This is a genomic window from Aquimarina sp. U1-2, from assembly GCF_017897595.1.
Classification (GTDB): domain Bacteria; phylum Bacteroidota; class Bacteroidia; order Flavobacteriales; family Flavobacteriaceae; genus Aquimarina.
Genome location: NZ_JAGKIK010000001.1, coordinates 187,181 through 199,571, shown reverse-complemented (window position 1 = coordinate 199,571; position 12,391 = coordinate 187,181). Strand labels below are relative to the sequence as shown.

The window sequence follows — 12,391 nt, the reverse complement described above, 5'->3', positions numbered from 1 at the left end:
TCATTATGTAACAATTCATAGAAATGTGTCCTCGATACATAAAAAACTGGTTTAAATTAAGGGATTGATATTTAGGAATAGACATATAATAAAATATTCTACAAAATTACTTATTGATGCATAGGTAGTCGCACTATAAATGTAGCACCTTTACCCGGTTTTCCTTCTGCTGAAATAGTGCCCTGATGAGTTTCTACAATTTTTCTGCAAATGGCCAGCCCAATACCCGTACCAGAATATTCATTTTTCTGATGTAACCTCTGAAATAGCTCAAAAACCTTATCTACATATTCTTGCTCGAATCCAATCCCATTATCTTGAAATTTTAATTCGATCATTTGATGCGTTTCTTTTGATTTTTTATCTCGATAGTAATTAGTTTCGGTAACGATCTGAGATATAATTTCGATATGTAATGGTCGACTGGGGTCTCGATATTTAATAGCATTTGTAAGTAGGTTATAGAATAATTGATAAATTAAAAAAGTAACACCTTTGATAACAGGAAGTTCTTTGATTTGGTGTACATTAAACGAATTCGTTTTAGTTTCTTTAAGATCTTGAATAGTAGATGTTAGCACTTCTTGCAGATTTACGTTTTCGAATGAGATCCCTGCTTTTCCAATTCTCGAGTAGGTTAGTAGTTGTTTGATCAATTTTTGCATTCGATCTGCCGATGCTTCTATTTTTGCTAAATATGTTTTCGCTTTATCAGAAAGATCTTCGTGACCCAAATCATTAACTCTAGAAATAAAGATCCTTATTTTACGAAGCGGTTCTTGTAGGTCGTGACTAGCAATATGATTAAATGAGTCTAACTCAGAATTAATTTGAAGCAATTCTTCGTTTTGTTGTCTCAGTATTTTTTCATTTTCAACTTCTTCGGTGATGTCTTTGATCACACCTAACATGATTTGACCTGCCGCGACGGGTACAAAATTTCCTGATAACGAAAAATGCCTTAATTTGCTATTTACGTTTACCTTAAAAAATTGTGCAGTCAATTGATCATCATATTGATGCTGGTCAATTTTGGATAAGATATTTTTTTTATGTGTGGCTGTCATCAGATCAAATATTCCATTTTCATAGGATGCTATGGTCTTGTGATCTATATCAAATAAATTTTTGATATTCTTAGATAATATCCAGGTGTTTTTCTTGATATTCCATCGAAAACTGGCCGATTTAGAGATAGTTTCAGCTTCACTTAACGTTGCATTCTGAAATTCTAATTGTCTATTTAATTTTCTAAGCTCTCGTTCAGTATGTTTAAGTTTTGAAATTTCGCTACATGTAATAGTGAGGCCATTTTCATAAGGAGCTGCTTTACATCGAAACCAAGTCTTTGAACCGCAAAAATCAATTTCACGCTGAAACGATATCTTAAAATCTTCTTTGGTGAGGCAGGCGATCAAAATCTCAAAAACTCCGTTAGAAAAAGCGTCGGGATACAGCAAGCTTAATTTCTTATTCACTATATTACTTTGTAAGCCCTTTCCAAAATTAGTGATATTCGGAGTCACAAAATCCAGGTTAAAATCAACAATACCACGATCCTCATAGACAGGAATAAAGTAAAACACCAAATTATTGGATCGGGTTAATATATCTTGTAAAAAATTTAATGATTTTGTCAATTCTCCTTCTTTTTTTGAAGTTTAAAACTAATAAAATGATCCTTTTTATAATAATGATTACGGGTAAAAATCAAGTTGTAACATGAATTGAACAAAAAAACTTCATGATTTTGTAAAATGTCCTTAAATTGTTAAAGAAAAATTCATTTGCGATAAAATACGCGTAATTCAGTGAAGAGATGCATGTATTTGATACGTTGTATTGTTTATCTTTGTTTAGAAAAAAATGAACAGACAGTATAAGAAGTAGCTAGAATCTCTATGAAGCTTTACCTTAAATATGATATTAATAAAATTTTCAGGAAAATATTGGAAGAGCAGTTAGACAAGATTGGTGTGCATTATAAAATCAATAGATTAGGCGAAGTTGAATTTAATAACTCATTGAGCAGCCAAACTATCAAAGAGCTTACTACATTACTATCTATTTACGGTATTGATATCATTAATGATCATAAAAGCGAGATTGTGCAAAGAATAAAAGATGCTATAACTGAAATGATCAATGACTCATCTATAGAAAGGCAGTTTAAAACGTCTACCTATTTGTCTGAAAGTTTAGGATATTCTTATACGTATCTTTCTAATATATTTTCTGAAAGTACCTATACCTCTATAGAAAGTTTTGTTATTCTAAAGCGAATTGATAGAGCCAAATCTCTAATACTTGAAAACCGCCTAACACTTACTGAAGTTGCATATACATTAGGATATAGTAGTGTTGCACATTTGTCTGGGCAATTCAAAAAAACCACAGGTTTGACACCTACTTCATTTCAACGAATTATAAAAGAACGTAATAAAGAATTAAATACGTTATAACGACGCACGCACATGAACTTAGATGCATTAAAAGTAGTATTGGTAGATGATGATGAAGATGACCGTTTGCTTTTTAAAGATGCTATTGAAGAATTAGATATCAATACTAACTTGCTTTTATTTAGTAATGGTCAAGAGTTTATGGATTATATTTCTCTATCTGGTCAACCCTTACCTCATTTGGTATTTTTAGATTTGAATATGCCTGTTAAAAACGGAATTCAATGTCTTTCTGAAATTAGAAATACAACTAATTTAAAAGATGTATCGGTAGCTATTTATTCTACGTCATCATCAGAAAAGGACATCGAACAAACATTTATTAAGGGAGCTAATATTTATATCAACAAGCCCAATGACTTTTCAAAGCTTAAAAAAGCAATTCGAGAAGTGCTTAAGTTGAATTGGCAGTATCATACTTCTAATTTGAATCGAGATAACTTCATATTAAGTATATAGATCTTATAAGAACGATCTTTATTGAGACTGCCGAAGGGTTTTTACATTGTTAGGCTTGCCTTGGTAGTTTATTCTCTCTTTCTTTTTCTGAAGCATTTTAGTTCCTCTTAATCTGAGTTTGATCATTATAGTGTTGGATGGTGTTCGTTTACTTTCGCTATCTGGTTGAGCCCTTCTTCAGAGCTTAGGACAGGCTCAGTCGAGACCTGGTATTAGTTCTCAAAATTCGGCAGATCGTATTTCAGACTATTCATTAGTCTTACTTTTTATTCACTTTTGGTTGCAACTGCACGAATCCAAAAATTGCAATATTCTTATAAAATCCTAAAAAATGTTAATATTTCATTTCTATTTTAACGTTTTTATTCTTCTGAATTGAAAATCAAAAAATTTTATAATACAATCCGAAAATTATATAACGAGTTAGGCCATTGCGATGTAGATCTTTGTTGAAACATTAGATAAATACACAAATCGTCAAAATTATACGTATGAATCAATATGCAAGAGTCGGAAGAGTATTCAAAAAGCAGACACCTATAACCTTAGTAGTGTCAACAAATTTAAATAGCAGTCTTCAGAATACTGATCAAATCGGATCAGAAACAGAATTCGATTTGCATACAAAGAATATTTAATCACCTTAAAAAGAAAGTTATGTTATTAACAGAAGTAAAAGAATCTAACGTAATAGATGTGTTTTCTGAAATAGAAAATAATATAAAAGGAAATCTTTCTAAAAATTTTGGGGAACACACAATTAAAGTAAATAACCATTTGGCCACTGGAGCTGTAAAGGGTATGATTGTTCAGGATAATAAAGTGTTTTTAGAAATCGACTTGCGTTGTCACGAAGATTTTAAAATGAATTTGGCTAGTGCTGATTTGAATCCTGTACATTTTCTATATGGCCAAAACAATCATAGCGAAATAGGCATTGAATCTATGCAGAAAACATATGCGTTGAATGAATTCCAGACTGCAATCGTACATCACCAAGACAAAAACGTATTTTTAAATTTCAAGAAGAATGAACACGTTAAAATCTGCGTAATTTCAGTTTGCATGCCTTTATCTACGTCTTTTACGACTTCAGATATGAACATCCATTCACTATTTACCGATACACTAAAAGATGGTTTATTTACCTATTGTGGCTCTTACAATTTAAAGATTGCTACACAGATTGAAAAAATAAATGAAATAAAAGAAGAAGGTATTATCAAAAAATTATTGGTAGAAGGTATGGTCCAGCTCATTCTGGCAATGGAAATTCAGCACCATCAGGATGATTTAAACGCCGATACAAACAGTTTTGGTGTACTCACCAAGGCCGAACTTAAAAAAATACAAGAATTAGGTACGAGTATCAAAGCAAATGCCGACATTCAATACTCTGTAGATATGCTAACCAATCAAACTGGTATTCCGGCTGCAAAATTGCAAACAGGTTTTAAACATTTGTTTGGAAGAACAGTAACAGATTATATTAAGAATATCCGGTTAGAAATTGCAGAAGAACTTATAAAAACCACTGACCTCAATATTTCAGAAATTGTGTATAGTGTAGGTTTTAGTAGTAGAAGTTATTTTTCTAAAATCTTTAGAGAAAAATATGGTTGTAGTCCAAAAAGTTTTCAGGACAATTTAAAATATAGAGCTGTGAGCGCTTAGATTGATTGATTTGTTTGTGTGATTAAAAAGCAGGGTATACATAAATATGCATACTCTGCTTTTTTATGTTTTCATTATTAAGTACTACAATACAGAACCATTACCGTATCGCAGCATCAGTACCGTCTCGCATTAAAGATCAAGATAGCAGATGATCTTTTTGTCTTGGCATCTGGTTTTAAAAGTGCTATTGTCACCTGGGTTTGATTATTACTTTAACGGGTTGCCCATTTAGTTCGCATTATCATTTTATGACAATAAAAACATCCATCCCTTTTCCTGCGTTCTATCTCGCCTGTCGTCGTTACGGCACCAACGTCTTCAAAAGAAAAGGAGGTAAAAGTCTCCCCTTGAGGGGAGATTTAGAGGGGTGTAAACCATTTCTGATCCTAAATATCCCAGAAAGTAGTATCTCAGACTTAGATGGGTAACCCTATTATTTTATTGAATAGTATTCATTTATTTTCGCCTGTCTGATAGAGCCCTTCGTCTCCGCTATTAGTTTAGTGTTTTATATTTATAGGAAGTTTAATCTTATTAAATTTCTGAAAAACCAGAAGGAAAAGGTGAACTATTTCGTCTCTTAGATTTTGAGATCTATCCTGAGCATCAGTCCTTTCCCTTCTTAGGTTTTGGTACCATTTAGAATGTTAAGCATCAAGGCTTATTAATAGCGTTAGTACACAAACCTTTTGGCTTTTCAGGTTTTTAATAGCTAAATCAAAATTATGAAAAAACTCGTTGCAGGAATCGACATTTCTAAAGATACTTTAGATTATTGTATACTAATAGCATGTGATGTAAAGGTCAAAGGTAAAGGTGTTCTAAGCAATGATCGGAAAAGCATTATGAAATGGCTTAACTCATTCGATAAAGATCAAGTCAGCTTTGCTCTAGAACATACCGGACATTACGGTTCGGTTTTAGTGCATTGTTTAAGTGAGCTGGGATTTACCTTTTATTTGATCAATCCCCTAGAGTTGAAAAAATCATTAGGTATCCAAAGGGGCAAGAGTGATACAAAGGATGCCTATCGTATTGCTGAATATACAATCACTAACAAACATAAGCTGTCTCCTTTTGACCTACCTGACAAAAACCTGAACAAACTCAAAGCGCTTATGACGGCCAGAGAACGTTATGTAAGATATCCGTACAGCTTCAAAACAGCCTGAAGGCTAATGAGATATTAAACAAGTCGGTTGATGTAAAAATGCTCATCAAGGAAGAAAAAGCACACTATAAGTCTATTGAGACAAGTATTAAAAGGATTGAAACCGAGATGCAGAAATTAATCAATCAGGATGCAAACCTAAAGGAGAGCTATAAGAAAATCACCAGAGTAATTGGTGTGGGTCCGGTAATTGCCATAAAGTGCATCGTTGAGACAGAAAACTTTATCAAGTTTAACAACGCCAGAAAGTTCAGTTGCCACTGTGGTCTTGCGCCTTTCCCCTATCAATCTGGAAGTAGTATAAAGGGAAAAACCAAAACCCATTTTTTAAGAGATAAATCATTAAAAGCAACGTTGACAAAAGGAGCCATTAGTGCGATACAACACGATCCACAGATCAAAGCTTACTATAAAAGAAAAATTGCCGAGGGGAAGCATCATATGAGCGTAAAAAATGCAGTAGCCAATAAATTAGTGCTCAGAATTTTTGCAGTAGCCTTAAGAAGAGAACCTTTTGTAAAATTAGCTGCTTAAAAATTTGTTTTTGTCTTAGAATGCTCAGAATAGGCTCAGTCGAGACCTGGTTAATGAACCTAAAAACAACCTTGCGATTTTGCATAAGATGGCTGAAACAAAATAGGGTTTCTGAAAATCAATAGTTTGAATCAGTTTATCAACAATCGAACTTATGTTAACATATTAATGTTTATTTTTTAACCCTAAAGGGCACTACGAATAGCGCACTTTTGGTTAAATGTATAAAAAGCGTTATGTTCATTTAGGTATTAGATCATCAATAAGATTTCATCTTGTCTTTTCTTTTTTCTAGCTGATCGTTTAGATCACGAATGGTTTCGGCAATGGCTTCTTCAAAATTTGTTTCGTCTGAGGATGCGTAGAGGCGAGGACCTGGTGCACTTAAACGAATACCGCAAACGTGCCCCGTATCATCGCTTCTGTTCTCTTTTTTGAAAAAAACATCTCCTCGTATTAAAAATGGATATTTTTCTGATAAATGATTCAATTTTTCGGTAGCTAAGTTTTCTAATCTTTCGCTTCCACTTACGTTTGTATATTCGAATACTGTTTTCATAATTAAAATTAATTTTATTAATATTAGTAAAAAACTACCTATCATAGGCAAAAGCCTTATATTTCAACAGCGCTACAAATACTACGCCACCAATGGCATTACCAACAATAGCAGTTATTTGAAATACTATATATTGATCAAAAGTTATATGTTTTGAGGTGATCAAACCCGAAAATACTTCTATATTACCTACAATACTGTGGTGAAGGCCTACAGCACCGATAACTGCGGTTATAATATAGATTACCAAAATTCTACTTATGGTACTATCAGAAGAGGTAAGAAGCCAAGAAAGCAGTCCCATAAGCCAACCAGCCAAGACCGCGCTTGTAAAAATGACCACCTTATCTGGTTTGAGAACATGATCTGATATCTTATGTACAGTTTCAAAATCAAAAACACCTAATCTAGGGCCTACCCAAATGGCTAAAAGACTAATGATGATACCCCCACAAATATTTCCTATGATAACCAGCCCCCATAATTTAAATAAATCTTTGATCTTTGATTTCTGATTAAGTACCGGTAAAGTTAATAATGAGGTTTGCTCTGTAAAAAGCATCGATTTTCCTAAGACTACAAGAATAAAACCTATCGGATAAACCAAAGCATTAATTTTCCAAACGGTTGAATCTGAAGTGTCGTCACCAAAAAAAGCAGTCATTACACATATAAGAATAAAGCTGAATCCGATTTCTAATCCTGCAGAGAAAGAACTAGTTAAAATACTTAAATTACTTTTTTCATAAATATGTAGGGCTTCAGAAACTTGTTCACGTAAAATTTCAGAATGCGACATGGGAGCATTGTCATTAGCTTCTATGTTTTCCTCATTTTTTTCTTTAGATTTTGATGTACTCATATCAATCTTGCCATACTTTTATTGCTAGGTCGCGAAGTAACTGATTCATATTAAATTCTTGATATCGCTTTTCTTGATCAGAATTGTAAAAAACCTGAGAATATATAAACCCATTTTTTTTGGCATCATCTGCAGAGGCGCCAAAATAAATTACATCGAAATTTGCCCAATGACATGCACCTAAACACATCATACAGGGTTCACAACTCGTATACAATATGCAACCTGAAAGATCTTTGCTTTTTAATACTTTACAAGCTTTTTGAATAACCGCTAGCTCAGCATGCTGCGTAGGGTCTTGCTGTTTACCAACTTTGTTATATGCCTTAGCAATAATTTGATCATCTTTTACGATAACTGCACCAAATGGTCCTGCGCCTGATGTGACTTTTCCTTTTCTTGCCAAAGTAATGGCTAATTCCATGAATTTTGAATGATGTCTATCCATCTTTTTGACTCGTGGCTTCTTTCACTACTACAGGTGCAATAGGTTGATACTCCTCTTTTAAACTTTTGTATAATTTAAGCTGAGGTCGAGTTAGAATATCTCCTATATCTGCAGTTTCTTTCTCGTAATTTTTTTCAAGTTCAACCAACTTACGTTCAACAGTCATGTCACTATTTCTAATTTTTTGTTCATTGATCAAAAACTCTTCAACTTTAATTTCAAATAGATTTAATTGTTTTGCCCTTAAAGCCAATTGACTATTGTATTTCTTTGTTAGTTCTCTTGCTTTTTGTTCAAGTTCTAAATTGTTAGAATTTTGGGTTAATGGATTTTGTGAAAATACCATAGTATTCACAAATATCACAACAAGTAACAGTATTGTTTTCATGCCATTTCTTTTAGGTTACTATTTCCTTATGCTTTAATTAGCTTTTCAAGTTCTTTTCGTTCTAGCGATTTTGCATAAATTTTCTGATCCGGATCCATAATTTTAGTTTCAGTTAAATCTCCCACATAAACAGCATCAAAACCAATATCTTGAATGAGTTGTTGTGTTAATTGTTTGCTATCTTCATCCTGAGCAGCATAGGGTATCGCTAGTTTTTCTGAATCTCTAAAAGCGCTGTTCTTGAGGTGTTCGGCACGAATAGTATTAAAAGCTTTTGCAGTTTTGGCGGTATTAAATTTCATTGCCGTATATTCTGAAGCATTTCTATTCGAATCACGAACCTCTTGTGCCATTTCACCATCTCTTTCGGGATAGGGATTGGTAGCGTCTATAATCACTTTATTTCCATATTCACCGGCATATAATTCTGATAGTTTATCAATTGCTTTAAAAGGAGTTGCCAGCAGATACACATCTGCGTCAGCTTCAAAGGCTTCTTCTATACTAACAGCTTTGGCATTACCTTCTGATGCGTTTACCAAATCGTTTAATTGTTCGGGATGGCGAGAACTGAACAAAACATCATGACCAGCTTTTGCCCAATGTTTTCCTAGATTACCTCCTATGTTACCGCTTCCTATTATTCCTATTTTCATATTTTACTTTGGTTATTGTTACTTCTTATTTTAAGTATCGAATTGTGAAAAGTTTGCTAATCAGTCTGTGCTTTACATCCAAAAAAAATAGTTTTAGCCGGATGACTTCCACGCTTATTCTATATTCAGGTATAACCCTTAATTTTTCAATGTTTCCTGATTAGAAGAATTCAACCCTAGATCATCCATAAAATCTCCGTTAAAAGTGAATTCTCTTTGCATCTTTCTAGTTCTTTCTTCGGGATTCTCATCAGATCTTAAATCCTCTGGAAGATCTTCTATCGATCCGCCATAATATCCTACAGCTACTGCCGTAGCCACATGGTATTCTTCAGGAAATTTGAATTCTTTTTTTGCCTTCTGGTGGTCAACTCCTGCCATTTGATGCAACGCGATGCCTAAGTGCTGAGCCTGAGCCGTTACGTTGCCCATAAATAATCCTAAATCGTGTAGCGCATGGAAATTTTCGTTACCCTCGTCTGTTGTTTTTTTGAAGGCATTCAACAATAGAACAGGAGCATTTTTGGCCCAAGATTGATTAAATTCTCCCAGGCAATCAAAAATTCGATCATAAGTTTTGCTGCCTTTTATGCCCCATATGATTCTCCATGGTTGTCTGTTATATGAACTTGGTGCCCATCTGCCAGCCTCAAATAATGTTCTTAATTCAACCTCAGATACTGGAGTATCAGCAAATATTCTGGGACTATATCGCTCGCTTAAAATAGGTAAAATGTTAAATTTTGTAGCTTTTTCTTTTTCGTTAACAGTGGTATTTTTCATTATTTAATTTTTTATTGCTAAAACAAGAAACCAAAACTTCAGTCGTAACGAGTAGGTTTCTGTGCTTTCAGGATTTTATAATATATATGTAATCTTATGGATAGCCTAGACAATAGCTAGATAAATTATGCGTGTGCTAAAATTTATAAGTGTTTTGTTGGTTCATTTTTGCTTAGATGAATAATAATATCTTTTTGTTGTCCTTCAGAAAGATCGAATTGCGGTTTTCCGTGTAGCGGTAAGATATGCTTAAACGGTTTTATGTAGTTTTTCCAGTGCTGAGCCAATCCTAAATCCTGACTTTCATTCGATATGGGAGGTCTCTCAAAATAATAGTTTGAGCTATCATAGGGAGCGCCAACAGCACTATCGCCACAAAAAAGCATACCATTATTTATTTCAGAATGAATAATTACGCTTCCTCCGGTATGACCTGGAAAATGATCTACGGTTATCGAGAATTTATCAAAAACTTCATTTGCTTCAAGAATGTTATTTGCAAAATTCCCTTGGCTCCCTGCATCTAATGGATGTATATAAATAGAAGTATCGCCTAAATCTTTGGATAGTTTCTCCAAAGAAGAAGTATAACTTTGATGTATAAGATCACTATGCGTTAATAAAAGACCTGCTACACTATAGCCATTCTTAATAAAATCTTGTAGAATGGGTTGCGAATCTTCATGTACAGTATCAATTAAAAGTATTTCTTTTCGGTTAATGTGCTGAATGAGGTAAGAATTTCCTATTCGATGTTTAAATTTTGGGACTTTAATTAAAAAGGTATCTGGAAGTATTAATGTTCTTTGACCAGTTTCTTGGTTTTTAAGTTCCTCTAGTATCGAATCGTAGCTAACATTTGAAGATATCATAACTTTTTATTTTAAATATAGGTCGATTATTTAGTAACTATTAGTACAATCACGATGGTTCTTGACTCTATCACAAAAGATCTAATTTTTATACTAAATTGACTTAAATTTTAATATAAAATCTGAGTTAACTTAGTATTCATAGGGTTCACTATAAATGTATCGCATATCAAAAAACCATCTCAAAATTAAAAATTCTAATTTTGAGATGGTTTACTCAATAATTCGGATATAACGCTATCGGAATTAGGTTTCCTGCTGGGTCTAATTTTTTTTGCGCTTTATCGAATATTTTTTTCATTTTATAAGTCAACTTAGGTAATTTTGCTATTCTCAAGCATTTACTACCTGGTCATCATGTTTACCCTCTTTAACTTCTTCTATAATCTTATCGATAAAAGCGGGTAGGTCGTCAGGGTTTCTACTAGTAACTAAACCACTATCAACAACAACCTCTTCATCTACCCAATGAGCACCTGCATTAACAATATCATCTTTAATACTATGGTAAGATGTCACTTTTCTATTTTCAATTACCTTGGCACTAACTAATAACCAGGGTGCATGACAAATAGCTGCTACCGGTTTACCACTTTTGAAAAAATCTCTGATAAAGTCCAAAGCATCATCATGAGTCCTAAGCAGATCTGGATTGGCAACTCCGCCAGGCAGTACCAATGCATTATAGTCAGATTCGCTAGCGTTTTCAACTAGCTTGTCTACCGCAACGGTTTCACCCCAGTTCTCGCCATCCCAACTTTTAATTTCTCCTTCTTTTACCGAAATAATATGTACGGTGGCATTTTCGTTTTTTAAAGCTTTAAGTGGTTCGAAAAGCTCTGATTTTTCAAATCCGTCTGTAGCCAAAATTGCTACTTTCTTGTTTTGTAAAGACATAGTATTTTTTTTAAATTAGTAAATAGTGTATTGAATATTAGTAATTAATAATAATCCTATTTTAAGGTCATGCTGAATACCGAAACAAGTTCAGCACAAGCTTGATTCAGCATCTCATACATAAATAAATTTATGATTTTATGAATTGAGACTCTGAAACGAGTTCAGAGCGACGCATGAATTATCAGTTTAACGGATATTCAATACTAATTTTACTCCGTTTTAAACATTCAGATATGTTTACAGCTTGAAAATGCAGAACCTTTCACTATAAAACGTTACTATTCGACTTTGACTAGTATGCCGAAACGTAGCGCATATTTCAAATAGTAGCTCTATTACTATAAGATGTTTTGTCGTGCATTTTCAACCCTTTTACAAAGTTTTCGTGTTTAGCAGGGTGTAATAATATATCTTCAAAGATAGATGTGTAAAGAATGAAATTGGTGTTGTAAAACTTTGAAGGTTAACTCTTTTGGAAAGCACTGGTGTAAACTTTTTTCAATTTGCCAAAAAAGTGTTGTTTTGCACTTATATTTTATGACTCCCTTAGCACGCAGCTATGTCATTAAAAATACTTCATGTAAGCACAAAACCTTTTGCAATCGCACCATTTGGAACCT

The 12,391-nt window shown here is 33.4% G+C and carries 15 protein-coding genes; 6 read left to right on the top strand and 9 right to left on the bottom strand.

The window, feature by feature from the left end; genetic code table 11:
- Window positions 1-110: 110 nt before the first annotated feature.
- Complete coding sequence (locus J8281_RS00755; RefSeq protein WP_210195679.1) at window positions 111-1,640, bottom strand: ATP-binding protein; 1,530 nt, start codon at window positions 1,638-1,640, stop codon at window positions 111-113.
- 261 nt (window positions 1,641-1,901) lie between these two features.
- On the opposite strand from J8281_RS00755, the gene J8281_RS00750 reads away from it, so the two are divergent.
- The 6 genes from J8281_RS00750 to J8281_RS00725 all read left to right on the top strand — a co-directional run bounded on the left by J8281_RS00750 (window position 1,902) and on the right by J8281_RS00725 (window position 6,303).
- The gene (locus J8281_RS00750) at window positions 1,902-2,462 is read left to right on the top strand and encodes an AraC family transcriptional regulator (RefSeq protein WP_210195678.1); all 561 of its coding nucleotides are present in this window, start codon (window positions 1,902-1,904) and stop codon (window positions 2,460-2,462) included.
- Window positions 2,463-2,474: 12 nt separating this feature from the next.
- Window positions 2,475-2,921 carry a response regulator gene (locus tag J8281_RS00745; RefSeq protein WP_210195677.1) on the top strand — a complete coding sequence of 149 codons (447 nt, stop codon included), beginning with the start codon at window positions 2,475-2,477 and terminating at the stop codon, window positions 2,919-2,921.
- A 491-nt stretch (window positions 2,922-3,412) separates the two neighbouring features.
- Window positions 3,413-3,559, top strand: coding sequence for a hypothetical protein (locus tag J8281_RS00740; protein ID WP_210195676.1), 147 nt, complete (start codon window positions 3,413-3,415; stop codon window positions 3,557-3,559).
- A gap of 19 nt (window positions 3,560-3,578) precedes the next feature.
- On the top strand, window positions 3,579-4,595 hold the full coding sequence (locus tag J8281_RS00735) for an AraC family transcriptional regulator (protein ID WP_210195675.1): 1,017 nt from the start codon (window positions 3,579-3,581) through the stop codon (window positions 4,593-4,595).
- A 728-nt stretch (window positions 4,596-5,323) separates the two neighbouring features.
- Window positions 5,324-5,770 carry a transposase gene (locus J8281_RS00730; protein ID WP_210195674.1) on the top strand — a complete coding sequence of 149 codons (447 nt, stop codon included), beginning with the start codon at window positions 5,324-5,326 and terminating at the stop codon, window positions 5,768-5,770.
- 38 nt (window positions 5,771-5,808) lie between these two features.
- Window positions 5,809-6,303 carry a transposase gene (locus J8281_RS00725; protein WP_210195673.1) on the top strand — a complete coding sequence of 165 codons (495 nt, stop codon included), beginning with the start codon at window positions 5,809-5,811 and terminating at the stop codon, window positions 6,301-6,303.
- A 259-nt stretch (window positions 6,304-6,562) separates the two neighbouring features.
- Here J8281_RS00725 and J8281_RS00720 read toward each other — a convergent pair whose 3' ends face one another.
- The 8 genes from J8281_RS00720 to J8281_RS00685 form a co-directional block, all read right to left on the bottom strand.
- Window positions 6,563-6,862 carry an HPF/RaiA family ribosome-associated protein gene (locus tag J8281_RS00720; RefSeq protein WP_210195672.1) on the bottom strand — a complete coding sequence of 100 codons (300 nt, stop codon included), beginning with the start codon at window positions 6,860-6,862 and terminating at the stop codon, window positions 6,563-6,565.
- A gap of 34 nt (window positions 6,863-6,896) precedes the next feature.
- A complete protein-coding gene (locus J8281_RS00715) occupies window positions 6,897-7,724 on the bottom strand; it encodes a formate/nitrite transporter family protein (protein WP_210195671.1) in 828 nt (275 codons plus the stop codon).
- Between the two features lies 1 nt (window position 7,725).
- Window positions 7,726-8,172, bottom strand: coding sequence for a nucleoside deaminase (locus J8281_RS00710; RefSeq protein ID WP_210195670.1), 447 nt, complete (start codon window positions 8,170-8,172; stop codon window positions 7,726-7,728).
- Window positions 8,165-8,560 carry a hypothetical protein gene (locus J8281_RS00705; protein ID WP_210195669.1) on the bottom strand — a complete coding sequence of 132 codons (396 nt, stop codon included), beginning with the start codon at window positions 8,558-8,560 and terminating at the stop codon, window positions 8,165-8,167. Before J8281_RS00705 ends, J8281_RS00710 begins: the two co-directional genes overlap by 8 nt.
- A gap of 26 nt (window positions 8,561-8,586) precedes the next feature.
- Window positions 8,587-9,216 carry an NADPH-dependent F420 reductase gene (locus J8281_RS00700; protein WP_210195668.1) on the bottom strand — a complete coding sequence of 210 codons (630 nt, stop codon included), beginning with the start codon at window positions 9,214-9,216 and terminating at the stop codon, window positions 8,587-8,589.
- A 138-nt stretch (window positions 9,217-9,354) separates the two neighbouring features.
- Window positions 9,355-9,999, bottom strand: a complete 645-nt coding sequence (locus tag J8281_RS00695) for a nitroreductase family protein (RefSeq protein WP_210195667.1) — start codon at window positions 9,997-9,999, stop codon at window positions 9,355-9,357.
- A gap of 143 nt (window positions 10,000-10,142) precedes the next feature.
- Window positions 10,143-10,871 (bottom strand): MBL fold metallo-hydrolase, encoded by a 729-nt coding sequence (locus J8281_RS00690; protein WP_210195666.1) that lies wholly within the window; start codon window positions 10,869-10,871, stop codon window positions 10,143-10,145.
- Between the two features lie 333 nt (window positions 10,872-11,204).
- Window positions 11,205-11,768 carry a type 1 glutamine amidotransferase domain-containing protein gene (locus tag J8281_RS00685; RefSeq protein ID WP_210195665.1) on the bottom strand — a complete coding sequence of 188 codons (564 nt, stop codon included), beginning with the start codon at window positions 11,766-11,768 and terminating at the stop codon, window positions 11,205-11,207.
- Window positions 11,769-12,391: the final 623 nt, after the last annotated feature.

What these genes read in the sequence shown, in the direction of transcription:
- J8281_RS00750 (WP_210195678.1), top strand. Translation starts at nt 1,902, where the DNA reads ATGAAGCTTTACCTTAAATATGATATTAATAAAATTTTCAGGAAAATA.
- J8281_RS00745 (WP_210195677.1), top strand. Translation starts at nt 2,475, where the DNA reads ATGAACTTAGATGCATTAAAAGTAGTATTGGTAGATGATGATGAAGAT.
- J8281_RS00740 (WP_210195676.1), top strand. Translation starts at nt 3,413, where the DNA reads ATGAATCAATATGCAAGAGTCGGAAGAGTATTCAAAAAGCAGACACCT.
- J8281_RS00735 (WP_210195675.1), top strand. Translation starts at nt 3,579, where the DNA reads ATGTTATTAACAGAAGTAAAAGAATCTAACGTAATAGATGTGTTTTCT.
- J8281_RS00730 (WP_210195674.1), top strand. Translation starts at nt 5,324, where the DNA reads ATGAAAAAACTCGTTGCAGGAATCGACATTTCTAAAGATACTTTAGAT.
- J8281_RS00725 (WP_210195673.1), top strand. Translation starts at nt 5,809, where the DNA reads ATGCTCATCAAGGAAGAAAAAGCACACTATAAGTCTATTGAGACAAGT.
- J8281_RS00720 (WP_210195672.1), bottom strand. Translation starts at nt 6,862, where the DNA reads ATGAAAACAGTATTCGAATATACAAACGTAAGTGGAAGCGAAAGATTA.
- J8281_RS00715 (WP_210195671.1), bottom strand. Translation starts at nt 7,724, where the DNA reads ATGAGTACATCAAAATCTAAAGAAAAAAATGAGGAAAACATAGAAGCT.
- J8281_RS00710 (WP_210195670.1), bottom strand. Translation starts at nt 8,172, where the DNA reads ATGGATAGACATCATTCAAAATTCATGGAATTAGCCATTACTTTGGCA.
- J8281_RS00705 (WP_210195669.1), bottom strand. Translation starts at nt 8,560, where the DNA reads ATGAAAACAATACTGTTACTTGTTGTGATATTTGTGAATACTATGGTA.
- J8281_RS00700 (WP_210195668.1), bottom strand. Translation starts at nt 9,216, where the DNA reads ATGAAAATAGGAATAATAGGAAGCGGTAACATAGGAGGTAATCTAGGA.
- J8281_RS00695 (WP_210195667.1), bottom strand. Translation starts at nt 9,999, where the DNA reads ATGAAAAATACCACTGTTAACGAAAAAGAAAAAGCTACAAAATTTAAC.
- J8281_RS00690 (WP_210195666.1), bottom strand. Translation starts at nt 10,871, where the DNA reads ATGATATCTTCAAATGTTAGCTACGATTCGATACTAGAGGAACTTAAA.
- J8281_RS00685 (WP_210195665.1), bottom strand. Translation starts at nt 11,768, where the DNA reads ATGTCTTTACAAAACAAGAAAGTAGCAATTTTGGCTACAGACGGATTT.